At 65.9% G+C, this 24,340-nt stretch carries 20 protein-coding genes and 1 riboswitch; of the genes, 6 read left to right on the plus strand and 14 right to left on the minus strand.

What is annotated here, in order from left to right:
* Window positions 1–39: 39 nt before the first annotated feature.
* Complete coding sequence (thiC, locus tag ABFA30_RS23735) at window positions 40–1,926, minus strand: phosphomethylpyrimidine synthase ThiC (RefSeq protein ID WP_225788921.1); 1,887 nt, start codon at window positions 1,924–1,926, stop codon at window positions 40–42.
* A gap of 152 nt (window positions 1,927–2,078) precedes the next feature.
* A riboswitch (TPP riboswitch) is annotated at window positions 2,079–2,185 on the minus strand.
* Window positions 2,186–2,347: 162 nt separating this feature from the next.
* Here thiC and ABFA30_RS23740 point away from each other — a divergent pair.
* Window positions 2,348–3,784: a TolC family outer membrane protein gene (locus ABFA30_RS23740; RefSeq protein WP_225788920.1), complete on the plus strand. Its 1,437-nt coding sequence runs from the start codon at window positions 2,348–2,350 to the stop codon at window positions 3,782–3,784.
* Between the two features lie 31 nt (window positions 3,785–3,815).
* On the opposite strand, the gene waaA is transcribed toward ABFA30_RS23740, so the two are convergent.
* The gene (waaA, locus tag ABFA30_RS23745) at window positions 3,816–5,087 is read right to left on the minus strand and encodes a lipid IV(A) 3-deoxy-D-manno-octulosonic acid transferase (protein ID WP_225788919.1); all 1,272 of its coding nucleotides are present in this window, start codon (window positions 5,085–5,087) and stop codon (window positions 3,816–3,818) included.
* 182 nt (window positions 5,088–5,269) lie between these two features.
* A complete protein-coding gene (locus ABFA30_RS23750; protein ID WP_225788918.1) occupies window positions 5,270–6,160 on the minus strand; it encodes a LysR family transcriptional regulator in 891 nt (296 codons plus the stop codon).
* Between the two features lie 88 nt (window positions 6,161–6,248).
* On the opposite strand from ABFA30_RS23750, the gene ABFA30_RS23755 reads away from it, so the two are divergent.
* From ABFA30_RS23755 to ABFA30_RS23770, 4 genes are all read left to right on the plus strand, one after another.
* Complete coding sequence (locus ABFA30_RS23755) at window positions 6,249–6,581, plus strand: DMT family transporter (RefSeq protein WP_225788917.1); 333 nt, start codon at window positions 6,249–6,251, stop codon at window positions 6,579–6,581.
* Between the two features lie 120 nt (window positions 6,582–6,701).
* Window positions 6,702–7,877, plus strand: coding sequence for an NAD(P)/FAD-dependent oxidoreductase (locus ABFA30_RS23760; RefSeq protein WP_225788916.1), 1,176 nt, complete (start codon window positions 6,702–6,704; stop codon window positions 7,875–7,877).
* Window positions 7,874–8,686, plus strand: a complete 813-nt coding sequence (locus ABFA30_RS23765) for an aldo/keto reductase (RefSeq protein WP_225788915.1) — start codon at window positions 7,874–7,876, stop codon at window positions 8,684–8,686. The genes ABFA30_RS23760 and ABFA30_RS23765 overlap by 4 nt, the downstream gene beginning before the upstream one ends.
* Before the next feature lie 37 nt (window positions 8,687–8,723).
* Entirely contained in the window at window positions 8,724–9,692 is a 969-nt protein-coding gene (locus tag ABFA30_RS23770) for a metal ABC transporter ATPase (RefSeq protein ID WP_225788914.1), read from the plus strand.
* 174 nt (window positions 9,693–9,866) lie between these two features.
* On the opposite strand, the gene hldE is transcribed toward ABFA30_RS23770, so the two are convergent.
* The 3 genes from hldE to ABFA30_RS23785 all read right to left on the minus strand — a co-directional run bounded on the left by hldE (window position 9,867) and on the right by ABFA30_RS23785 (window position 14,417).
* A complete protein-coding gene (gene hldE, locus ABFA30_RS23775) occupies window positions 9,867–11,288 on the minus strand; it encodes a bifunctional D-glycero-beta-D-manno-heptose-7-phosphate kinase/D-glycero-beta-D-manno-heptose 1-phosphate adenylyltransferase HldE (RefSeq protein WP_225788913.1) in 1,422 nt (473 codons plus the stop codon).
* 129 nt (window positions 11,289–11,417) lie between these two features.
* Window positions 11,418–13,226, minus strand: a complete 1,809-nt coding sequence (gene msbA, locus ABFA30_RS23780) for a lipid A export permease/ATP-binding protein MsbA (RefSeq protein WP_225788912.1) — start codon at window positions 13,224–13,226, stop codon at window positions 11,418–11,420.
* 15 nt (window positions 13,227–13,241) lie between these two features.
* Window positions 13,242–14,417: an O-antigen ligase family protein gene (locus ABFA30_RS23785; protein ID WP_225788911.1), complete on the minus strand. Its 1,176-nt coding sequence runs from the start codon at window positions 14,415–14,417 to the stop codon at window positions 13,242–13,244.
* A 103-nt stretch (window positions 14,418–14,520) separates the two neighbouring features.
* Between ABFA30_RS23785 and ABFA30_RS23790 the strand changes: the two genes are divergently transcribed.
* Complete coding sequence (locus ABFA30_RS23790) at window positions 14,521–15,126, plus strand: toluene tolerance protein (protein WP_253090950.1); 606 nt, start codon at window positions 14,521–14,523, stop codon at window positions 15,124–15,126.
* Between the two features lie 3 nt (window positions 15,127–15,129).
* Here ABFA30_RS23790 and ABFA30_RS23795 read toward each other — a convergent pair whose 3' ends face one another.
* From ABFA30_RS23795 to ABFA30_RS23830, 8 genes are all read right to left on the minus strand, one after another.
* Window positions 15,130–16,221 (minus strand): glycosyltransferase, encoded by a 1,092-nt coding sequence (locus tag ABFA30_RS23795; RefSeq protein ID WP_225788909.1) that lies wholly within the window; start codon window positions 16,219–16,221, stop codon window positions 15,130–15,132.
* Between the two features lie 48 nt (window positions 16,222–16,269).
* Complete coding sequence (locus tag ABFA30_RS23800) at window positions 16,270–17,043, minus strand: glycosyltransferase family 2 protein (RefSeq protein WP_225788908.1); 774 nt, start codon at window positions 17,041–17,043, stop codon at window positions 16,270–16,272.
* Window positions 17,044–17,109: 66 nt separating this feature from the next.
* On the minus strand, window positions 17,110–18,066 hold the full coding sequence (locus ABFA30_RS23805; RefSeq protein ID WP_225788907.1) for a glycosyltransferase: 957 nt from the start codon (window positions 18,064–18,066) through the stop codon (window positions 17,110–17,112).
* Between the two features lie 47 nt (window positions 18,067–18,113).
* The gene (locus tag ABFA30_RS23810; protein ID WP_225788906.1) at window positions 18,114–19,517 is read right to left on the minus strand and encodes a PIG-L deacetylase family protein; all 1,404 of its coding nucleotides are present in this window, start codon (window positions 19,515–19,517) and stop codon (window positions 18,114–18,116) included.
* A complete protein-coding gene (locus ABFA30_RS23815) occupies window positions 19,514–20,410 on the minus strand; it encodes an antimicrobial resistance protein Mig-14 (protein ID WP_225788905.1) in 897 nt (298 codons plus the stop codon). Before ABFA30_RS23815 ends, ABFA30_RS23810 begins: the two co-directional genes overlap by 4 nt.
* A complete protein-coding gene (locus ABFA30_RS23820) occupies window positions 20,410–21,540 on the minus strand; it encodes a glycosyltransferase (protein WP_225788904.1) in 1,131 nt (376 codons plus the stop codon). The genes ABFA30_RS23815 and ABFA30_RS23820 overlap by 1 nt, the downstream gene beginning before the upstream one ends.
* Window positions 21,524–23,281, minus strand: a complete 1,758-nt coding sequence (locus ABFA30_RS23825; protein ID WP_225788903.1) for a carbamoyltransferase — start codon at window positions 23,279–23,281, stop codon at window positions 21,524–21,526. Before ABFA30_RS23825 ends, ABFA30_RS23820 begins: the two co-directional genes overlap by 17 nt.
* Window positions 23,282–23,456: 175 nt before the next feature.
* On the minus strand, window positions 23,457–24,293 hold the full coding sequence (locus tag ABFA30_RS23830; protein WP_225788902.1) for a 23S rRNA (adenine(2030)-N(6))-methyltransferase RlmJ: 837 nt from the start codon (window positions 24,291–24,293) through the stop codon (window positions 23,457–23,459).
* Window positions 24,294–24,340 lie beyond the last annotated feature (47 nt).

Below are 24,340 nucleotides of genomic sequence, written 5' to 3' on the forward strand. Positions count from 1 at the left end.
GACGCAAGGCGGCCCCCAACGATCAGTCAGTCGCTGCCATCACACCTTGTGATACAGCTGGCTGCCTTCCTGGCGGAACCGCTCGGCCTGCTCGCGCATGCCCTCCTCGACCGACACGTCCACCGCATCGATGCGCTGGTTAGCGGCGTACTCGCGCACTTCCTGGGTGATCTTCATGGAGCAGAACTTCGGTCCGCACATCGAGCAGAAGTGGGCGACCTTGGCCGACTCCTTGGGCAGCGTCTCATCGTGGAAGGCACGCGCGGTGTCCGGGTCCAGGCCCAGGTTGAACTGGTCTTCCCAACGGAATTCGAAACGCGCCTTGGACAAGGCATTGTCACGGATCTGCGCCCCGGGGTGCCCCTTGGCCAGGTCGGCGGCGTGCGCGGCGATCTTGTAGGTGATGATGCCGGTCTTGACATCGTCCTTGTTCGGCAGGCCCAGGTGCTCCTTGGGCGTCACGTAGCAGAGCATGGCGCAACCGAACCAGCCGATCATCGCCGCACCGATACCGGAGGTGATGTGGTCGTAGCCTGGGGCGATGTCGGTGGTCAGGGGGCCGAGGGTGTAGAACGGCGCCTCGTCGCAACACTCCAGCTGCTTGTCCATGTTCTCCTTGATCAGTTGCATCGGCACGTGGCCGGGGCCTTCGATCATGGTCTGCACGTCATGCTTCCAGGCGGTCTTGGTCAGCTCGCCGAGGGTTTCCAGCTCGCCGAACTGGGCAGCGTCGTTGGCGTCGGCGATCGAACCCGGACGCAGGCCGTCGCCCAGCGAGAAGCTGACGTCGTAGGCCTTCATGATCTCGCAGATTTCGTCGAAGTGGGTGTAGAGGAAGTTCTCCTGGTGATGGGCCAGGCACCACTTGGCCATGATCGAGCCACCGCGGCTGACGATGCCGGTGACCCGCTTGGCGGTCAGCGGCACATAGCGCAGCAAGACGCCTGCGTGGATGGTGAAGTAGTCCACGCCTTGCTCGGCCTGTTCGATCAGGGTGTCGCGGAACAGCTCCCAGGTCAGGTCCTCGGCGATGCCGCCGACCTTCTCCAGGGCCTGGTAGATCGGCACGGTACCGATCGGCACCGGCGAGTTGCGGATGATCCACTCGCGGGTCTCGTGGATGTGCTTGCCGGTGGACAGGTCCATGACCGTGTCCGAACCCCAGCGGATACCCCAGGTCAGCTTGGCCACCTCTTCCTCGATGGACGAGCCCAGGGCGCTGTTGCCGATGTTGCCGTTGATCTTCACCAGGAAGTTGCGGCCGATGATCATCGGCTCGAGTTCGGTGTGGTTGATGTTGGCTGGAATGATCGCGCGACCACGGGCGATCTCCTGGCGCACGAACTCAGGGGTGATTTCCTTGGGGATCGCCGCGCCGAAGCTGTGGCCAGCGTGCTGCTGGGCCAGCAGGCCGGCTTCGCGGGCCTCCTGCAGCTTCATGTTCTCGCGGATGGCGACGTATTCCATCTCGTCGGTGATGATGCCCTTGCGCGCATAGTGCATCTGCGTGACGTTGGCGCCGGCCTTGGCGCGGCGTGGGTTGCGCACATGGGCGAAGCGCAGTCGGGTCAGCTCCGGGTCGCTCAGGCGCTGCTGGCCGAAGTTCGAGCTCAGGCCGTCCAGGCGCAGGGTGTCGCCACGGGCCTCGATCCAGGCCGAGCGCACATCGCCCAGGCCCTTGCGCACGTCGATGATGACGCTGGGGTCGGTGTAGGGGCCGGAAGTGTCGTACACCAGCACCGGGGCGTTCTGCTCGCCGCCGAAGTCGGTGGGGGTATCGTGCAGGCTGATCTCGCGCATGGGCACGCGGATGTCGGGACGAGAGCCCTCGACATAGACCTTGCGCGAGCGGGGGAAGGGTTGCACGGACTGCTGGTCGACTTGCGCCGACTCGCTGAGGTGGATCGTTTTTTCTTGTTTGCTCATCACAGGCTCTCCAGACAGCTTCCTAGCGGGTGGAATGTCGGGGGAGAACCTGAATGGCGTGGATGCACCCTCCACGGGTGCGGTGCCGGATGCACGGGGGGCCTCGAGCGCGAGCTCGACGATCCCGGACCTGGCACAAGAGTCTCGCCGGGAAAGCGAGCAATCTTGTTCCCTACGCAGGCGCTAACCTGATCAGGTTCAACGGGACCCGGACCTCTCCGATCTCAGCCTTTGATTCAAGGCACCCCGACAAGAACATGCGCAGTCTAGACTCAAGTGGTCGGCAAAGCCAAGCGTGTCAGCAGGGGGAATGATGAAAGGCGCAACAGGCGGATTGTTGCCGGCTGCGCGCGGCACTACACTGGCCCATCGCCCGATACTCAACAGTTCAGTAATTCAATTTCGTACAAGGATTGCCCCTATGCTGCGCAAACTCTCACTGGCGATCGCCGTGTCTTGTGCGTCCAACACGGTGGCCTGGGCAGCGGACGTGCCCACGACGGTGAAGACCGACCTGATCAGCGTCTACCAGGAAGCGGTCGACAACAACGCCGACCTGGCCGCCGCCCGCGCCGACTACGGCGCCCGCCGCGAAGTGGTGCCCCAGGCCCGGGCCGGCCTGCTGCCGAACCTGTCGGCCGGTGCCGAGATGATGAGTACCCGCACCAAGCTCGACGAACCGTCGATCACCTCCAACCGCAGCGGCAATGCCTGGAGCGCCACCCTGGCGCAACCGATCTTCCGTGCCGACCGCTGGTTCCAGCTGCAAGCGGCCGAGGCGGTCAACGAACAGGCCGCGCTGGAGCTGTCGGCCACCGAACAGAACCTGATCCTGCAGACGGCCGAGAACTACTTCGCAGTGCTGCGCGCCCAGGACAACCTGGCCTCGACCAAGGCCGAGGAGGCGGCCTTCAAGCGCCAGCTGGACCAGTCCAACGAGCGCTTCGACGTCGGGCTTTCCGACAAGACCGACGTGCTGCAGTCCCAGGCCAGCTACGACACCGCCCGGGCCAACCGGATCATCGCCGAGCGCCAGGTGCAGGACGCCTTCGAGGCCCTGATCACCCTGACCAACCGCCAGTATTCGTCGATCCAGGGCGTGGTCCACAGCCTGCCGGTGCAAGTGCCGACACCCAATGACGCCAAGGCCTGGGTCGAGACCGCCGCACGCCAGAACCTCAACCTGCTGGCGACCAACCATGCCGTCAGCGCCGCCGAGCAAACCCTGCGCCAGCGCAAGGCCGGTCACGCCCCGACCCTGGACGCGGTGGCACGCTACCAGCGGGGCGACAACGACAACCTGGGTTTCACCAACCCCGCCCCCCAACCGGGCGTGCGCTACAGCGGCGACGTGGAGCAGACCAGCATCGGCCTGCAGCTGAACATCCCGATCTACAGCGGTGGCCTGACCAGTTCCCAGGTACGCGAGGCCTACCAGCGCCTGAACCAGACCGAGCAACAGCGTGAGAGCCTGCGCCGCCAGGTGGTGGAAAATACCCGTAACCTGCATCGGGCGGTGAACACCGATGTGGAACAGGTGCAGGCGCGCAAGCAGTCGATCATTTCCAACCAGAGCGCTCTGGAAGCCACCGAGATCGGTTACCAGGTCGGCACCCGCAACATCGTCGACGTGCTCGATGCCCAGCGCCAGCTGTACACCTCGGTACGCGACTACAACAACAGCCGCTACGACTACATCCTCGACAACCTGCGCCTCAAGCAGGCCGCCGGCACCCTCAGCCCGCAAGACCTGCAGGACCTGGGGCGCTACCTGAAGGCCGACTACAACCCGGACCGGGACTTCCTGCCACCGGACCTGGCAGAGGCGGCGGCGAAGAACTTCGAACGCCGACCGTGAACGCAACCCTTGGCCTGTAGGAGCGGCTCCGTCACCCCAAAAGGCGAGCCAACCCATCCAGCAAGCGCTGCAATGCCCCTTGGTTGGCACGCATCACCTGGTTGCCCGCCTCACCCATGCGCCGGGCATCCTGGGGCAACTCGACCAGGCGGCGCACGGCCGTGGCCAGGCCCTCGGCATCGTCCACTTCCTGCAACGCTCCTGCCTCGCGCAGCATCGCGCTGATCTCGAGGAAGTTGAACACGTGCGGCCCGGTGATCACCGGCAGTGACAGCGCTGCCGGCTCCAGCGGGTTGTGCCCGCCAGTGGGTACCAGGCTGCCGCCGACGAAGGCGATGTCGGCCAAGGCATAGAGGAACAGCAGCTCGCCCATGGTGTCGCCGAGCAACACGCGGGTCTGCCCGTCGACGGGTGCACCGCTGGAGCGGCGCACCGTGGCGAACTGCTCGCGGCACAGCGCATGCACCGCCTCGAACCGCTCGGGATGGCGCGGCACCAGGATCAGCAGCGCATCGCCATGGGCCTGCAACAATTGCCGATGGGCCTGGAGCACCAAGGCATCCTCGCCCTCGTGGGTGCTGGCGGCGATCCAGACCGGGCGTTGCTCGGCGCCCCATTGCTCACGCAACTGGCGCGCGCGCGGCAGCAGTTGCTCATCGATCTTCAGGTCGAACTTGATCGAGCCGGTCACCTGCACGCACGCGGGGCGAGCGCCCAGGCTGCGGAAGCGTTCGGCCTCGACCTCGGTCTGCACGGCGATCAGGTTCATCTCGGCGAGCATCGGCCGGGTCAGGCCGGCGAAACGCCCGTAGCCTCGGGCGGAACGCTCCGACAACCGCGCGTTGGCCAGGGCCACCGGGATGCCACGCCTGGCGCACTGGTGAATATGGTTGGGCCACAGCTCGGTCTCCATGATGATGCCCAACCGTGGCCGGACATGATCGAGGAAGCGCCCGGCCGCCCATGGCAGGTCGTAGGGCAAATAGCAGTGCTGGATGCGCGGTTCGCCTTCGAACATCGCGCGGATCCGCTGCGAACCGGTCGGGGTCATGCAGGTGAGGGTGATCGGCAGGTCCGGATAGGCCTTGAGCAAGGCACGGACCATGGGCGCTGCGGCGATGCTCTCGCCCACCGACACCGCATGCACCCAGATGCCGCCTTGGCGCATGGGCGGTAGCTTGCAGGCGAAACGCTCGGCGATCCGCTGGCCGTAGGCCGGCGCCTTGCGTGCACGCAGGAACAGGCGCAGCGCGACCAGCGGCAGGCCCAGGTGAAACAGCAAGGTATAAAGAGTTCTGTTCATGGCGGCGCAGTTTACTAGGAACGGGATGAAAAGGCCTGTGTCCAGGTCATTCGTTCAGGTGATGGACAGGGAATCCAGGGTGTCAAGGCAGGCCTATTCGCAGCGGTTCGGCGCCCCGACAAGCCCGTTCCCACAAGAGCCTCCGTCAACCGTATGTTCTGTGTGCGACAGCGCATGGTCCCCTAGCCGATTGCCCGTAGGTGCACGGCAAAGCGCTCGGCCAGCCACTGTGCCGCCGGCCCCAGTGGCTGGTCGCGGCGCCAGGCCAGTTCGGCCACCAGCGCCGGTGGCCGCCATTCGCTGTCCAGCTCGACCATCTGCGCCTGGTAGGTTGGGTATTGCACCACATGCCGCGGCAACCAGGCCCAACCCAGGCCGCGCATGAGCAACTCGGCCATGGCGTAGAAGCTGTCCGCGCGCCACACCTGCGGGCTGATCGCCTCTCCGCCTGGGTAGCCGCTTTGCTGCGGGGTGATCAGCAACTGCCGGTGACGCGCCAGTTGCTGGCGCGAGACCCGGCCCTGGCGGGCCAGGGGATGGTCCACGGCACAGACCGTGATCATCTCGACGCTGCCCAGGGCACGCCGCTCCAGCGAGGCCGGGATCTGCTCGTGATGGAAGAACAGCCCCAGGTCGGCGCGGCGCTCCACCAGCTTGCGCGCCACGTCGCCCTGGGCCCCGCTGGCCAGTTGCACTTCGAGAAACGGGTAGTGGCTGGCCAGCTCGTCCAGGCTGTCGATGACCGGCTGATACGGCATGGCCTCGTCCTGGGCGACCCGTAACTGGGCCTCCTGGCCACGCATCAGGGCCAGCGCGCGACCGTCCAGGCGCTCGCACTGGCGCAACAGTTCCCGGGCGTCCTCCAGCAATGCGGCGCCCCGCTCGGTCAGGCGCGGCTGGCGGCCGCTGCTGCGCTCGAACAGGACCACGCCCAGGTCGGTTTCCAGCAGGGCGATGGCATTGCTGATCGCCGACTGGGCCTTGCGCTGCTCGCGGGCGACAGCGGAAAACGAACGCAGCTCGGCAACCCGCACGAACAGGCGCAGTTGCTCCAGGTTCCAATGCTCGGCCATGCAAGCTATCTCCATAACAGATAGGTAATGACTTTACCGCATCCATGGAGCGTCTAGAATGCCAGCCCAGCAACGGAGGACCTGCACCATGAACGCCTACACCTACCTGGCCATCGCCATTTGCGCCGAAGTCATCGCCACCGCTTCCATGAAGGCGGTCAAGGGCTTGAGCACGCCGCTGCCGCTGCTGCTGATGGTCTGCGGCTATGCCGTGGCGTTCTGGATGCTGACCCTGGTAGTGCGCAGCATTCCGGTAGGCATCGCCTATGCGATCTGGTCGGGCCTGGGCATCGTGCTGATCAGCGCGGTGGCACTGGTGATCTATGGGCAGAAGCTGGACTTCCCGGCCATGCTCGGCATGGCCATGATCGTCGGCGGCGTGGTGGTGATCCAGGTATTCTCCCGGACCGCAGGGCACTGATCCGTATCCGGGGCTGCTTTGCAGCCCCAAATGGCAACTGCAAGCCCTGAGCCCGGCATTGGGAAGCCTGCCTTCACAGCCTGTATACTTGCCAGCTGTCCCAATCCTCGAGGTGCCCGCATGCCAACCGCCATTTCCACTGACGTGCTGATCGTCGGCGCTGGGGTCGCTGGCCTCTGGCTCAACGCCCGCCTGCGGCGCCTGGGCTATTCGACGGTGCTGGTGGAGCGCGCCAGCCTTGGCGGCGAACAGACCATCAAGTCCCAGGGCATCATCCATGGTGGCACCAAGTACGCGCTGCACGGCGCCCTGACCGGTGCCTCGGAGGCCATCGCCGACATGCCGCGGCGCTGGCGCGAGGCCCTGGCCGGCAGCGGCGAGCTTAACCTGGGCAACACCCGCCTGTTGTCCGATGCCCACTACCTCTGGTCCCCAGGCACCCTGGCAGGCAACCTCACCAGTTTCTTCGCCAGCAAGGCCGTGCGCGGCCGGGTCGACCAAGTCAAGGGCGAGCAACTGCCCCCCGCCCTGCAAGACCGCGCCTTCAAGGGCAAGGTCTACCGCCTGGCCGAGCTGGTCATCGATGTACCCAGCCTGCTCGCCAACCTGGCCGAGCTGGCCGGTGACAGCCTGCTGGCCGGCGAGCGCATCGAGCCGCTGCGCGAGGGCGGCGAACTGCTCGGCCTGCGCGTGGACGATCGCGAGATCCGCGCCCAGCGCATCGTGCTCAGCGCCGGTGCCGGCACCGAGGCACTGCTCCAGGCCCTGGGCCTGGAGCAGCCGGCCATGCAGCGCCGTCCCCTGCACATGGTCATGGCCAAGGGGCCGAACCTCAAGCCGCTCTATGCCCACTGCCTGGGCGGCGGGCCGAAGCCGCGGGTCACCATCACCACCCACCCGGCCGCAGACGGCCAGTGGGTCTGGTACCTCGGTGGCGACCTGGCCGAAGCCGACGGCGTGGCCCGCGAGCCGGCGGCGCAGATCGCCGCAGCGCAAAAGGAAATCGCCAACCTGCTGCCCTGGGTCGACCAGCGCCAGGTGCGCTGGGCCACCCTGCGGGTCGACCGCGCCGAGCCGGCGCAGTCCGGCCTGGTGCGCCCGGACAATGCCTTCCTGGCCGAGCAACAACGCCTGCTGGTGGGCTGGCCAACCAAGCTGGCCCTGGCGCCCGACTTCTGCGACCGTGTGCTGGCGAGCCTGGAGCGTGATGGCATCCGCCCAAGCGCGCAACCGAACCTTGCCGACCTGCCCCGCCCCGCGCTGGGCGTGCCTGCCTGGGAGCAACTGCTGCCATGAGCCTGCCGACCCTGCACGACTTCCACCGCCCGTTGGGCAGCACCGGCCTGACCGTGTCGCCCCTGGGCCTGGGCACGGTCAAGCTTGGCCGCGACCAGGGCGTCAAGTACCCCACCGGCTTCACCATCCCCGGCGACGACGAAGCCCGCCTGCTGCTGGCCCAGGCCCGTGAGCTGGGCATCAACCTGATCGACACCGCGCCGGCCTATGGCCGCAGCGAAGAACGCCTGGGCCCGCTGCTGCGTGGCCAGCGCGATGAGTGGGTGATCGTCAGCAAGGTGGGCGAAGAGTTCGAGAATGGCCAGTCGCATTTCGATTTCAGCGCCGCCCACACCCGACTTTCGGTGGAACGCAGCCTGCGCCGCCTGGAAACCGATCGCATCGACCTGGTGCTGGTGCACTCCGATGGCAACGACCTGGCGATACTCGAGCAGCAGGAGGTCTACCAGACTCTCGCCGCCCTCAAGCAGGAGGGCAAGATCCTCGGCTACGGCCTCTCCGGCAAGACCGTGGCCGGCGGCCTCAAGGCCCTGGAACAAGGCGACTGCGCCATGGTCACCTACAACCTCAACGAGCAGGCAGAACGCCCGGTACTGGACTACGCTGCCGAGCACGGCAAGGCCATCCTGGTGAAAAAGGCCCTGGCCAGCGGGCACGTTTGCCTGGCGCCTGGGGTCGATCCGGTGCAGGCCAGCTTCGAGCTGCTGTTCTCCCACCCTGGCGTGAGCAGTGCTATCGTCGGCACCATCAATCCGTTGCACCTGGCCCATAACGTGGCCACCGTCGCCCGCATCCTGGGCCAGTCTTGAGCCAACCACCAGGGCGCCCAACGCAAGGAGGAGCCTCGTGCCGCGCATGCTGATCCGCAAGAACCCGAGCAACTTCAAGACCTTGCCGCTGCATGTAGAAGCCACCCCCGACGGCCTGACCTACCAGAGCATCGGCATGCCGTTGAACTTCGCCCAGGTCCAGCAACGGCGCAAGGCCATCCAGTTGGCCGACACCGAGCGTTTCGTGGTGGAACTGGCCAACCTCGGCGTCTCGGTGCGCCTGACCCTGCACTGGCAGCACCGCGACTACTGGGTGCTGGTACGCCAGCGCCGGCAGGACCGTGGCGATGTGGTCTTGAAGCTGATCTCAGGCTACGTGCCCGCCCAGGAACTCAACCTGCCGCTGCACACCGCCATCCAGGAAGTGGCGGAGGAGTGCCTGCTGGAAACCCCCGAAGGCTGGCTCGGCGGGCGTTTCAACGACACCTGGCTGCCGGCGCCCTACGCCACCGCCCTGCACTACCGCGAGGCCCTGCCCTTCGTCCTTACACCCGAGTCCGGTGCCGCACGGCCGGTGCATTGCGCCAACCTGATGCTGCTGGAGCGGCCACGGGCCTACGTGCACCTGCCCACGGCATCGCTGCAACTGATCTACGACCTGCGCCTGCAGGTGCCCAGGGAAGCCAAGTCGCTGAGCCTGTTCCATGTCGACGAGCGGCTGGAGGGTGAGCACCTGGTGGCCCGGCTCAACCGCAAGCGCCCGGACCTGTACCTGATGCCGCTGAAGGACGGTCGGCCGCTGGCCGAGCTCTATACCTTGAAGAAGGACGAACTGGTGCCCGCCAGCACCCGTGGCCTGTACCTGGCCGAGAGCTTCGCCCGACAGGAGGGTTGGGTGGTGCAGGATGAGCGGGTGCGCTGGAAGGACTGGGTGAAACGGCAGGGGTTGGTGGAGCCGAAGCGGGAGCCGGCATCGCACCTGGAGCGCTTCGGTGAGAAAGCGCGGGAGTTGCTGGCCCGGGCACGGACCACCTTGCACAAGTGATCATGGGGCTGCTGCGCAGCCCATCGCCGGCAAGCCGGCTCCCACAGGTTTCCCGCTGGATTCAAGCCCTGCGCTCTATCTGTGGGAGATCATGCGCTGCGCTATCTGCGGTTTACGCAGGCCCTTGTGGGAGCCGGCTTGCCGGCGATGGGCCGCATTGCGGCCCCGGCACTCTCAGTGCTTGCGGATCTTCTCGACGATCGCCGTGGTCGAGCTGTTTTCCACCAGCCCCAGCACCTTCACCGTCCCGCCATAGGCCTTGACGATATCGGCGCCGACCACTTGGTCGATGCCATAGTCGCCCCCCTTGACCAGCACATCCGGCTTGACCTGGCGCAGCAGGTTCTCGGGCGTCCCCTCGGGGAAACTGATGACCCAGTCCACCGCACCCAGGCCGGCGAGCACGGCCATGCGCCGATCGACGCTGTTGATCGGCCGGCCCGGCCCCTTCAGGCGGCTGACCGAAGCGTCGTCGTTGACCGCCACGATCAGGCGGTCGCCCTGGGCACGTGCCTGCTCCAGGTAGGTCACGTGGCCGGCATGGAGAATGTCGAAGCAGCCGTTGGTGAAGACGATCGTCTCGTTGTGCGCCCGCGCATCGTCGATGGCCAGCAACAGCTGGTCGAGGGTCAACACGCCGCGCTCGGAGCCCTCCTCGCGCTGGATCGCCCGACGCAGTTCGGGGGCGCTGATAGCTGCAGTACCGAGCTTGCCGACCACGATGCCGGCAGCCAGGTTGGCCAGGGCGACCGCGTGGGGCAGGTCCTCGCCGGCGGCGATGGCCGCCGCCAGGGTGGAGATCACGGTATCGCCGGCACCGGTGACATCGAACACCTCGCGGGCACGTGCCGGCAAGTGCAGCGCCGGATGACCGGTGCGCAGCAGGGTCATGCCATGCTCGCCACGGGTCACCAGCAAGGCGCCGAGCTCCAGATCGTGCAGCAGTTGCAGCCCCTTGGCGACCAGGTCGGCCTCGTCGACGCAGCGCCCGACGATGGTCTCGAACTCGCTCAGGTTCGGCGTGATCAGGCTGGCGCCCCGGTAGATGGAGAAGTCCTTGCCCTTGGGGTCGGCCAGCACCGGGATGCCCTTGGCCCGCGCCGCCTGGATCAGGCTCTGGTGGTTCTTCAGCGCGCCCTTGCCGTAGTCCGACAGCACCAGCACCTTGACGCCCTCGAGCAGGTCGTCGACTTCCTCCCCCAGCGACAATGGGTCGGTGGCGAAGGGTTCTTCGAAATCGATGCGCAGCAATTGCTGGTGGCGGCTCATGACCCGCAGCTTGACGATGGTCGGCTGGTGGGCGATGCGCTGGAAGATCGAACGCACGCCCGCGGCCTGCAAGCTGTTGGACAGGCTATCGGCGGCCTCGTCCTGGCCGGTCACGCCGACCAGCGCGGCCGGCGCACCGAGCGCGGCGATGTTCAGTGCGACGTTGGCCGCGCCGCCGGGGCGATCCTCGATCTGCTCGACCTTGACCACCGGCACCGGCGCTTCGGGAGAAATCCGCGAGGTACCGCCATGCCAGTAGCGGTCGAGCATGACATCGCCGACCACCAGTACCGGGGCTTGATCGAAACGCGGCATGGACAACTTCATGGGCAACCCAAATGGAAAAATGAACAGGGGCAGGATATTAGCACAGGGCAAGCGACGGCTTTATGGCCACCTGCGCTCGCGACAACTCCAGTGACAATCGGGGCCGGCCAGGCCCCGATTCAGTAGGCTTCAGGTGATATCGGCCTTTTCCGGCTGATCCAGGCCCATGGCATGCAGGCGGGCATAATGGCCATTTGCCTGGAGCAACTCGGCGTGGGTGCCGCGCTCCACCAGCCGGCCCTGATCCATGACCAGGATCTGGTCGGCCTTCTCGATGGTCGACAGGCGATGGGCGATCACCAGGGTGGTGCGGCCTTCCATCACATGGTCGAGCGCGGCCTGGATGTGGCGCTCGGACTCGGTATCCAGGGCCGAGGTGGCCTCGTCGAGGATCAACAACGGCGCGTTCTTCAACAGGGCACGGGCGATCGCCAGGCGCTGGCGCTGGCCGCCGGACAGCAGTACGCCGTTCTCGCCGACCTGGGTGTCGAAGCCCTGGGGCAACTGGTCGACGAACTCCTTGGCGTAGGCATCGGCAGCCGCGGCCTCGATGGCCTCGCGCGGCGCACCGGCCAGGTCGCCATAGGCGATGTTGTTGGCGACCGTGTCGTTGAACAGGGTCACGTGCTGGGTCACCTGGGCCACGTGGCGGCGCAGGTTGCGCAGGCGGTAGTTCTCGATCTCCACGCCATCGAGCAGGATCTGCCCCTTGTCATGGTGATAGAAGCGTGGAATCAGCCCGGCCAGGGTCGACTTGCCGCTGCCGGAGCGACCGACCAGGGCGATCATCTGCCCAGGCTCGGCGGTAAAGCTGATGTCGCTCAGCACCTCGCGCTCGGTGCCTGGGTAGGTGAAGCTGAGGTTGCGCACCTCCAGGCGACCTTCGACCCGCTCCATCTCCACGGTGCCGGCATCCACCTCCGGCTGCTCGTCCAGTTGCTCGAAGATGCTCTCGGCACCGGCCAGGCCTTTCTGGATGGTCGAGCTGACTTCCGACAACTGGCGAATCGGCTTGGGCAACAGGCCCGCCGCCGTGATGTAGGCGACCAGGTCGCCCGCAGAGGCATCGCCCCGCAGGAACAGCACCAGGAACATCAGCGCCGCCATGGCGCTGTAGATCACCAGTTGCAGCAACGGCGTGTACAGCGCGCCGGTCTTGGTCATGCGCAGCTGCTTGTCGGTATTGCCCTGGCTGGCCTGCTGGAAGCGCCGCTCCTCGTAGGCCTCGCCACCGAAGCTGCGCACCACGCGGTAGCCCTGGATGGTCTCGGAGGCAACGTGGGTCACGTCGCCCATGGCCACCTGGATCTTCTTGCTCTGCTTGCGGAACTTCTTGCTGGCGGTGCTCACCATCAGGGCGATGATCGGCAGGATGGCGACCATCACCAGGGTCAGCTTCCAGTTCATCCACAACAGGTAGGCGAACAGGAAGACCACGGTCAGGCCCTCGCGGATCACCACCTTGATCGCATCGGTGGCGGCGCCGGTGACCATGGTCACGTTGAAGGTGATCCGCGAGATCAGGTGCCCGGAGTTGTGGTTGTCGAAATAGCGGTTGGGCAGTACCAGCAGCTTGTTGAACAGCTCCACCCGCAGGTCGTGCACCAGGCACAGGGATACCTTGGCCAGGAAATAGTTGCCCAGGAACGAGCCCAGCCCCTGCCAGGCGGCGATCAGGATGATCAGCAGCGGCACCGCCTGCAGCAGCTGCAGGTCGCGCAGGTAGGGCACGTCGGGGAACAGCACCGCTTGCGGATTGCTCAGCCCATCGACGAAGTACTTGAGGATCCCGGCCAGCATCGGCTGGGTCGAGGCGAAGATCACGAAACCTACGATGCTCAGCAGGAAGATGCCAATGTAGGGTTTCACGTAGCCCAGCAGCCGGAAGTAGATCTTCAGGCTGGAGGCATGCTCCGCGGTTCGCGGTGTTTCGGCCATCATCGAACTCGCTGTTCAGGTTGAACCGGAAATTTTACCACAGGCTCGATCCTCGGCACGCACCCAGGGCAACAACATCGCCAGCCCCACCGGCAGCCAGCTGATGAACCACTCGGCACGCGGCGTGTCGGTCAGGCTCGCGGCGTCGAACTGCATGGCCAGGGTGGCGAACACCCAGAACGCCAGCAGGGCCTTGCCGAACGCCGTATGGCGGACCCGCACGATCTCGCCTAGGGTGAACAGCCATACCGCTGTCCATAGCAGCAGGCCTGGCAGGCCAAGCTCCACGGCAACGTGGGTGAACATGTTGTGGGTATGGTCGAAGGACTTGCCGAACGCCTCGACCCGATAGACCTCGCCCAGCCCCAAGCCGGTCCAAGGGTGCTCGGCGATCATCTGCAACGCCGACTGGAACAGCTCTGGACGGAAGGACGCCCCACGGCGCAGGATCAGCTCGTGCATCACGCCGAAAGCAACGACGGTGGCGACCAGGGCCAGGATGGCATACAGGCCGCTCTTGCGGTCACGGAACCACAGCGGCGCCAGGACCACGGTCATGACCAGCGCCAGGGCCGCCCCGCGACTCTGGCTGAACACCACGAACGCGCCCAGACAGGCCAGCGCCACGGCCCAGGCGACTTGCAGGCCACGCTGTCGGGGTACGTCGTAAAGCGTCCAGAAGATCGCGGCGGCAATGACATAGGCGCCCAGGATAGGGTGGGAGATCTCGCCGATCCCCTCCAGGCGAGCCGTCAGTCGATTTGGCTGCAGGCCATAGTAATGAACGATCGACGCCAGCGCGGCCACTGCCAGCAGGGCGCCCCCCATGCGTAGCAGGGCCTGGCAGCGCGCCAGGCCAGCCTGGGCCAGGAGAGGAAAGGCGAGGAGAAACAGCAGGATGTACAGCAGCCTCTTGGCGTCCCGCCCGGGCTGCTCGGAGGCCGACCAGGCCAGGCTCACGGCGCTCCAGCCAACCAGCAACGCGACGCCGATCCACAGGGCGGGCTGACGGCGCCAGGCCTCCACCAGCACGCGGCGCGCAGGCCAGGCCAACAGCAGCGTCGGCAACCAGAGAAAGAGGATGAGCCCCTGCTGGTAGAGCTTGTTGCTGGGCGCCAGGGCAATCCCTCCCAAAAACCAGACAAAGCCGAGCCCAAACCAGGCCTGGGCCCAGCGATTCTGATACGACATCCATTCCCCCCGGTAGATCAACAAGACACCATCATGGTGCTACAGCTTCAAATTCGGCATTATGGCCGGTCATTTTCGCTTGCAAGACGACAAGGCCCTATCCATGCAATGCTCCCGGCTCTCCCAAGTCGACTTCGATCAGCTGACACTCGGCGCCAAGGTTCTAGAGGCAGATAGCTATGGCGCTAAAGTCTACCTGCTCGGCGATGGAAATATCCTGAAGGTTTTTCGTCGCAAGCGCCTGATTTCATCTGCGCTGCTACGCCCGTACTCGCAGCGCTTCGTCGACAACGCCAGGCGCCTGGCCCAGCTGGGCATTCCAACGCTCGAGGTGATCAGCCAGTACAAGCTGCCAATGCCTGGGCGCACGGCCGTGCTCTACCGCCCGCTGCCGGGCGAGACGCTGCTGCAGTTGTCGCGCCAAGAGGGCTTCAGCTGGGACAAGTACCTGCCCCAGTTGATCGAACTGGTCCGCCGCTTGCACCGTTCAGGGATCTACTTTCGCTCGCTGCACCTGGGCAACGTGGTCGTCACCCCCGAGCAGCGCTTGGGCCTGATCGACGTGGCGGACATGCGTTTCCTGCGCCCACCGCTGTCGGCGCGCATGGTACGGCGTAACGTGCAGCACCTGGCCAGCTATATCGAGCGGGAGAAACTCGCCGACCGCTTCCCCCTCGCCGACTTCCAGGCGGCCCTGCTCGGGCGCTGAACCTCAGCGGCGCAGCAAGTTGGCCGAACCCTGGCGAAATGCCTGCCAGGCCAGCTCCGGCGCCAGGGCCTGGCGTTGCTGGCCGGCCGTGTCGCTGGCGTCGAGCGTGACGCAGCGCTCGATCGCCGCAGTCCAGGCGGCTTCGTCGCCGATCGGCAGGTAATAGCCCGCCTCGCCCAATTGCTCGCGAAATACCGGCAGGTCGCTGCACAACACCGGCACGTCGGCCAGCACGGCTTCCTGTAGCACGAGCCCCAGGCCCTCTGACCGTGAGGGCACGAGCAGCCAGTCGAAGGCCCGGTACAACTGCGACATGTCCGGGCGGTAGCCGCAGAACCACACGCTCCCCCCCAGCCCCAGCGCCTCGCTGCGTGCCACCAGGTGCGCTTTCAGTTCACCCTCGCCGAGAATCGCCAACTGGATGTCCGGTTGCTGCGCCCGCGCCTTGGCGAATGCTTCGATCAGCATCTCGAAACCCTTGCTCTCGACCAACCGCCCCACCGCACCGAACAGGCGACCAGGGTTTGCGGGCAAGGCCAGGGAGCGCCGGGCCGACGCCTGATCGAGCAACCCGTCGGCGAACGCCCGGGGGTCGAGCGCGATACGCAGGGTCTGCACTGGACACCCAAGGGTCTGTTCCAGCTCCCGGGCGAGCGTGCGGGACACCGCGGCGACGCTCAGGCGCTCGACACCCACGTCACACAGCAAACGGATATCCCGGCGGCGCAGGCGGGTCGAGCCATGGAACAGCACCGTCGCCCGTACATTCGGCAGATGGCGCAACAACGGCAGTACCAGACGGGCGACGCCCAGGCCATCGAGCAACAGCACGTCGGCCTCGGCCTGCTCCAATGCCTTGCGCAGACGCAGGCGCAGCCACGGCCGCAACAGCCGCCAGAAGTACCGTCCCTTGAGCGCGCGCTGTGGCATGTGCCACTCACGCGTGGTGCCGAGGCCGCAGCACAGGCCATCGCCAAGCAGCAACCAGTTGCTGATGCGGGCATCGTCACCGGCGTGCTTGAGCATTTGCCGGTGGACCTCATGCACGGAGATATACGGAGCTCCGCCCGACCACATCACGTTGACGATGTTCATCGGAATAGCTCCCTTGCACCTGGCAGGCTATCTGCCAGGCCAGCAGATTCAGTGAACAAGAAAACCGATTCCCGTACCAATCAAGACCCCTGCCACCAATACCGCTGCCAGCCTGACCCGGTCGCGCTGTCGTCGCTTGGCCTTGCGCTGGACCTCCTCGGGGACGGTCACGTGGCTACCAAAGCCCGTGTGCAGCACCGCGTCACCCTCCAGGGTGATGGCGGTCAGGTTCAATTCAGCGTAGCGCCGCGACAGCGCTTTTTCACCGGCATAATCAGCGAAAGGCGCACAACGCTGGTAATCGCTCAGCCTGCGCAGGCCTGGATTGAGCGAGAAGGCTTGCCACTCGGCCTTGTCCGAGAGCAGCGGGTAGCAGGGTACGCCGGCGATCACCTGGCGATCGCCGAGGTGGATGTAGGGGCTGTGGATCGCCAGGTCATGGGCATGGCTGCGCAACCAGACCTGCAGCACGTCCGGGCTCGCTTCCAGGATGGCCCGTGAGTCCTCGACGAAGCCCTGCCGGTAGAACCGCCAGTCATCCTCGCAGTGAAAGATGTAGGGCGTCTTGACCCGGCCATAGGCCAGGTCGATCGAGGCCAGTTGGCCCAGCTTCGGCCGGTTGACGAACACCGTGCAGTGATCCTTCCAGTGCGCGGGCACCGCGTCGTGCACGGCATCGTCGCCGGAGTCCTCGGTAATGAAGACTTCGCGTATGGGCGCCGTGTTGTAGCGGTCGAAACTCTCCAGGGTTTCCTTGAGCAGGTCGAAGCGCCCGCAACTGGTCACCACCAGGGTAATGTCACTGTTTTCCGAGAAGCGCACGGGGCTCCCTCCACCTTACGGTCTTGAATTGTTGATGCCCAACCCCCGGGACCTGCGATTCGTCACTCACAGCCCAAGCCTCAGGCGCAGGCGCTGCCATCCCGTCAGCGGCGGGTGTGGCCTCAATGGAGGGGTCATGTGTTCGACGATGCTACGCCCAACCTGGGCAAAGCTGAAACGCGAAACCGCCAGCTCGCGTCCATTCGCGGCGATTCGCTCGGTCAACGCAGGGTCTGCCCGTAAAAGCCGGAGCTTCTCCTGCAATACAGGGATGCTGTCGTACAGCACCACGCTGTGCATGTCCTGCAAGCCCAGGGCGCGATTCTCCTCCTCGCCCTGGTCGAACGCCAGCAAGACACAGCCGCACGCCATCGCTTCGAAGTTCTTGATCATGTATTCGCCCATGCCGACATCGGCACTGACGAAGAAGCGGATGCGGTTGAGGGTGTTGCAGTAGTCCTCACCCGAGTTGGTGCGGGTCACCACCAGGTTCTCCACCCGCCCCAGTTCGTCCAGCAGCGCCTTGCGCCCACTGTAGGCCACGCTCTTGGTACTGCCGACGAACGCCAGTTCGATATCGCGTTCACGCCCCTGGTCGCTGAGCAGTTGCTCATCGTAGCCCTTGGGCACGAACACCGCGTCGAAGCCCTCCTCGCGCAGGCGCTCGCTGACACGGTAGCCGGAACTGATCACCCGCGCCCAGGGCAGCTTGCGGTAATGCGCGCTGAACTTGCCGGTGTATTTGCAAGGGATGTAGTTCTGGTAGGCGTCATGCTCGAGGATCACCAGGTTCGGCACCGTGCGGATGAAGCCGGCCTGACGCATCTCCTGCTTGAAGCGCAGGAAGAAGACGATGCGGTCGTAGCGCGAGACATCCACCTCGCGCCGGAAATAACGGCGCAGGTTGCGCTGGTCCTCGCTGCTCAGCCAGCGCAGGTCGCAATCGCAGTTCGCCGCGACGCCATCGTACAGCCGGTCGAGGATTGCCCGCTGTTCTTTCTGCACCAGAAATAGGACTTTCATGGCTTTCCTTGGGCTCTTTGCGTCAGACGCTCAATCATAGGTGGCACTCAGGAGTCTCGGCGCCAGAACAATTCGTGCCGGCGCACCGCCTTGCGGAAGAACTCGTTCTCCCCGTACGGCGATGGGCGGCGCCCTGCCAACCAGCGCTGCAAGGCCCGGCGCACGCGACGCTTGAACGGTGCGGGCGGCTGCAGGTCGTGCATCATGCCCAAGGCCATGGCCTTGTCGCGCTGGGTCGGCACGTCCAGGACCAGGCTGCAGGGGGCCCAGGCCTGGTCGGCATGCAGTTGCGGCGGCAACGCCACGCCATCGCCGCTGTCGCCCATGGGCCAGCGGTCGTTGTCATGCAGGTGGTTGGCGTAGCAGAGTACGGTTTCCGGTTGCCAGGCCAAGCCCTGCAAGGCCTCGAGCACCGCCGCCCGGGCACACAGGTGGTCGGGGTGCGGGTCGAGCTGCGGATGGGGCATGACCAGTACCTGCGGCCTGGCCCGCTCCAGCAGGACGCGTAGGTCGGCCAACAGGTTGTTCCAGGTCGGCGCACCGTCGGCATCGGCTGGCAGCGCAAACGGATTGAAACGGCGGAATGGGCGAATATCGGCCATGTCAGCCTCACGCGAGTCCACGGGCTGGTCGGGCGCCGCCTGCATGGCCGGCAGTTGCAGGCAGAAGTAACCCAGTTGCACGCAGCGCGACTCGGGCACGCCAGCCCAGCGTGGCACGGCGATGCTGTCCCAGGCCCGCAGTCGCCCTTTCAGCCGTGCGGCCTCGGCCTTGGCCATGCCCATCCGCTGGTAATGCTCGGCTTCGATTTCACCGGCGGTCAAGGTCACCACCCAGGCTTCGTCGGCCTGGCTGTACAACCCGTAGGCGGCCAGCTCGGCATCGTCGGCATGGGGGGCGATGACCATGACTCGGCGTTGGCGCAGCTCGACACCCGGTGCAATCCACAACCGTGGCGCCCCCACCAGCCGGCAGTGCCGTCCCCGCAGCCGCAGGGTGCCCGCCATCAGGGGGGCCGCCAGGCCGGTCAGGTTGAGAAAGCGCACACCCTCGACCCCGCGTTCGAACGTCTGCCGGTCACCCTGCCCCTCTGCAAGCAGTTCGACCTGCGGATCGAGCAGGCGGCCCAGCCAGGTGCTCTTCACCCGGACCTCGAGGACCAGCGTCTCGTCCCCGGCCAGCGCGGCATCTACCTCGAGCAGGCCGCCGCGCAGGGTCACGGACGCCTCGCGGGTCTGCTCACCGAAGCGGTACTCGTAGTCCTCGGCCGGGGAATAGAACAGGTGATCGGCGAACCAGGCCTCGTGGGCCACCCAGATCAGCGGCAGCAGTACCAGCGGCAGCCACCAGTACGTGGCGACCCCGAGCACGACCAGCAGGACCAGGCCCGCCAGCAGGCCGAAGCGCTTGTTGCGCCGGTGGCGCCTGAGCAGCGCCTGCTTGCGGCTCATGCCTGGAACACCGGCACAGGGTTGCACCAGCGGTCCTTGTACTCGCGGTCGGCACGACCGAACGAGAACCGCAGCGGCTTGTTGCGGGCGCGGGCATCCTCCCAGGCGGCCTGGGTATTGAGGAAGCTCAGCACGCTGCCGGGGCTGAAGGCCTTGGTTTCAGGGTCGACGCCGCCATTGACGTACTCGACGCTGATCCATTCCGGCGCCTCGACCCGGTACACCAGCTGGATGGCGATGGGTGCGCCTTCGAGCAACAGCACCGAACCGATCATCAGCTCGCGCAAACGCTCCAGCACCTCTGCCATGCGCGCAGCGCCAGTGGCCGGAAAGCCCCAGCGCCGCTGGAACAGGTCGCAGTACATGGCGGCGAGCTGCGCGGCGCTGAAGTCGCCGATCGGTCGCACCTGGCCGCCCGCCTCTTCCAGCAGGCGCAGCTCGCGACGCTGGTTGTAGCGGAACTTCTTCGACAGGTCTTCGTGGGGGCGGGCCATGGCCAACTGCTCGGGCTGCGCCTTGAGGCCGGTGAAACGCCCCTGGTTCAGCTCGGACAGGTAGCGCCCGGCGTGCCGCAGCGGCGCACCGGCGTCGGCGGCGGCCGGCAGGATGATCTCCGCATTGCCCAGGTCGAACAGCCCCTTCTTGCCCATGCGCTTGAGCACGTCCTTGGACAGCGCCAGGTGGCGTCCCCAGGTAGGAATGGCGGCCTTGAGCTCGCCATCCTGTCGCCAGCCCAGGTAGCGCACCGGGATTTGCGCCAGGTCGGCCAGTTGCTCGACCACCAGGGGGTGCGTCGCCACGCTGCCGCCGAAACGCTGCCAGGCGGCGGCATAGTCTGCTGGGTCGATGGCCTGCCAGCCGCGTTCGCGAAAGGCCTGGATATGATTGAGCATCACGCCTGCACCACCAACGCGCGCACCTGCGCAAGCTGCCAGAATGCCTCGCGCACGGCCTGGTCGCTGAAGCGCTCGCGCAGGCGTTGCAGCATGTGCTCGGCGCACGCCTGGCGCTGTGCCTCGTCCAGCCCTGCCAGGTGCTGCAGGCCCTGGGCCAACTGCCCGGCATCGCCCAAGGGGAACAGCACGCCCACGCCCTCGACCACCTCGCGGGCACCACCGCAGGCCGTGGCCAGCAGCGGGACTCCAGCAACCATGGCCTCCAGCAGGACCATGCCGAACGGCTCGTGGTCGGAGCTCAGGGCGAACACATCGAACGCCTGGAAATAACGGCGGGCATCGGCCACCTGGCCGAGGAAGTCCACCTGCCCGGCGATCCCCAGTGCCGCGGCCTGGGCCTTGAGTTTGTCTTCCAGGCGGCCTTGGCCCAGCAGCACCAGGCGGGCGCTGGCCGGCAGGCCCGGCAGCGCCTCGGCGAAGCCACGCAGCAGGGTGGCCTGGTCCTTGTCAGGGTGCAGGCGACCGACGTTGCCGACGATCCAGGCCTGCGGGTCGAGGCCCAACGCACGGCGCGCCTCGTCACGCGGCACGAGGGCTGCCTGCAGGGCCTCGACGTCGATGCGGTTGTACAAGGTCTGGATACGCTCGGCGGGCCACGTGGGCAGGCAGCGACGCATGTCGTCGCGCACCGCGTCCGAGACCCCGAGCAGGCTCAGGCGTTTGCGAAAGAGGTTGGCGAACAGCCGCCGCCCGCCGCGTGCGTAGTCGCCGAAGGCATGGTGCACGCCGATCACCGGCAGGCCGGTGGCCAGCAGCGTCACGTAGATGGGCTTGAAGCGGTGGGCGATGCAGAAGCTGAAGTTGCGCTCGGCAGCGATCTTGCGCAGCGCCTGGATGGCACCCAGCTTCAGCCCGCGTACAGCCTTGGAACTGAACGCCAGGAACAAGACCTCGTCGGACGCGCAGCCGGCGGCTACCCGTGGGTCGGCCTTGCCAGTGAGAAAGACCGTGGTGACCCGGTAGCCCGTGCCCTGGAACAGACTGGCGTATTGACGGGCGCAATCGAGGAAAGGCCCGTCATAGCCATGGCAGAACTGCAGGATGCGCTGTTCAGAGCGGTTGGTCATAAGGCGCCGCGCCATCCTTGACCACCAGGATGTCTTCCATGATCAGGTACTGCAGGTCCGAGCCGAAGAACATGTTCAAGGCATCGGTCGGCGAGCAGATCATGGGTTCGCCACGACGGTTGAGCGAGGTGTTCAGCGACACGCCGTTGCCGGTCAGGTCTTCGAGGGCCTTCATCATGTCGTAGTAGCGCGGGTTGTACTCCCGCTTGAGCACCTGGGCGCGCGACGTGCCGTCCTCGTGGACCACTTCCGGGACACGGGTCTTCCACTCCTCGGCGACTTCGAAGGTGAACGTCATGAACGGTGCCGGATGGTCGACCTTGATCATCTGCGGTGCGACGGTGTCGAGCATCGACGGGCAGAATGGTCTCCAGCGCTCGCGGAACTTGATCTGCTCGTTGATCCGGTCGGCCACGCCCGGCACGCTCGGGCAACCGATGATCGAGCGGCCGCCCAGGGCACGCGGGCCGAACTCCATGCGGCCCTGGAACCAGGCCACCGGGTTGCCATCGACCATGATCTTGGCGATGCGCTGGGGCATGTCGTCGATCTTGCGCCACTTCGGCGCGCTTGGGTGGCGGGCGCAGGCGGCGATCACGTCTTCGTTGGAATACGAAGGACCGAGGTAGACGTGCTCCATCTTCTCGACCGGCACGCCACGGGCATGGGACACATAGGCCGCCGCACCGACCGCGGTACCGGCGTCACCGGAGGCAGGCTGGACGAACAGCTCCTTGACGTCCGGGCGGGCGATGATCTTCTGGTTCAGCTTGACGTTCAGCGCACAACCGCCGGCGAAGGCCAGCTTGCCGGTCTGCTTGAGGATATCGCCCAGGTAATGGTCGATCATCTGCAGGGCCAGCTTCTCAAACAGCGCCTGCATACTCGCCGCATAGTGGATGTACGGCTCGTCGGCGATGTCGCCCTCGCGCTTGGGGCCAAGCCATTCGATGAGCTTGGGCGAGAAGTAGAAGCCCTTGCCCTTCTCTTTATAGCGACGCAGGCCGATGACGTTGGCGTATTCGGTGTTGATCACCAGTTCGCCATTCTCGAAGCTGGCCAGGCGGGAGAAGTCGTACTTGCTGGCATCGCCGTACGGGGCCATGCCCATGACCTTGAACTCGCCGTCGAGCATCTCGAAGCCGAGGAACTCGGTGATCGCGCCGTACAGGCCACCGAGCGAGTCCGGGTCGTAGAATTCCTTGATCTTGTGGATACGGCCGTTTTCACCGTAGCCGAAGAAGGTGGTGGCGTACTCGCCCTTGCCGTCGATGCCGAGGATCGCGGTCTTTTCCTGGAAGCCCGAGCAGTGATAGGCGCTGGAAGCGTGGGCCAGGTGGTGCTCGACCGGCTCGATCTTGATCTTTTTCGGATCGAAGCCCAGTTGCTCCAGACACCAGACGATCTTCTTGCGGTAGCGCTTGTAGCGGCGGTTGCCCATCAGGATCGCATCGAGCGCGCGGTCAGGGGCGTACCAGTAGCGCTTGGCGTAGTGCCAACGGGCCTTGCCGAACAGGCTGATCGGGGCGAACGGAATGGCCACCACGTCGACGTCGGACGGCTTGATGCCGGCCTGCTCCAGGCAGAACTTCGCCGACTCGTAGGGCATGCGGTTCTTCGCATGCTTGTCACGCACGAAGCGCTCTTCTTCGGCGGCGGCAACCAGCTTGCCGTCGATGTACAGGGCCGCGGAAGGGTCATGGCTAAGGGCGCCGGACAGGCCAAGAATCGTCAATGCCAAGGGTCTAGCCTCTTCATTCGGTAGAAATGCGCCGCCGGCTCGCGGGCGGACGGCGACTAAAGAGCGGGATTATAACGCAAAGCGCTGTGTGCGGATGCCTCTGCGAGGGCTGCGCCTTCGATTGCGGGCCTGCACCAATGCCGGGGCCGCTTCGCGCCCCAAAGAGGTCTACAGGCTACTCCGCGATCAACCAGTCCATCCGCCAGCTACCCGCCGTCTGCGCCAGCTCCTTGGCCAGCCAAGGCAGCAACTCGCGCAGTTCCTCTTCCAGCCCCCAAGGCGGGTTGGCGATGGCCAGGCCCGAGCCATTGAGCCCCTGCGGGCTGTCCTGGTGGTGCACGTACAGCTCTGCGCGCAGCAGCTTGGGCGCACCGGTGCTGGTCAGGTCCTGGTAGAAGCGGGTCAGCGAGCGCTGGTCCTTGATCGGGTACCAGATCGCGGCGACGGTCTGGCGCATGCGCCCGATCGCCTCCTTCATCGCCACGGTGCAGCGCTTGAGCTCGTCGGGCTGCTCGAATGGTGGGTCGACCAGCATGATCGCGCGCTTCTCCTGCACCGGCAGCAGGGCCCGCGGCACGTGCCAGCCCTCGCCCAGGTGAACGACGACCCGTGGGTCCTTCTTCATGTTCTCCTTGAGCAGCGGCCCGTCCTCGGGGTGCTTCTCGTTGAGCAGGGCGCGGTCCTGCTGGCGCATCAAGCGCCGGGCCAGCTCTGGCGAGCCAGGGTAGTAGCGCAGCTCACCGTCGGCGTTCAGGCGCTTGACGATGCGCAGGTAGTCGGTGGTGATGGCCGGCAGGTCGTCGCGGTTCCACAGCCGGGCGATACCTTCGAGGTATTCGCCGGTGCGCGTCGCCTGGTCGCCCTGCAGGTCGTACAGCCCCAGGCCGGCATGGGTATCGAGGTAGGCGAACGGCTGCTCCTTGCGCGACATCAGGGCGATGAGGCGGGTCAGCACGATGTGCTTGAAGACGTCGGCATGGTTGCCGGCGTGGAAGGCGTGACGATAGTTCATGGCAACTCCTGCGAAGCCGGCAAGTTTACCTTGTCGCGCCGACGCCG

It is taken from the genome of Pseudomonas sp. HLMP (assembly GCF_046365545.1).
Taxonomy (GTDB): domain Bacteria; phylum Pseudomonadota; class Gammaproteobacteria; order Pseudomonadales; family Pseudomonadaceae; genus Aquipseudomonas; species Aquipseudomonas guariconensis_B.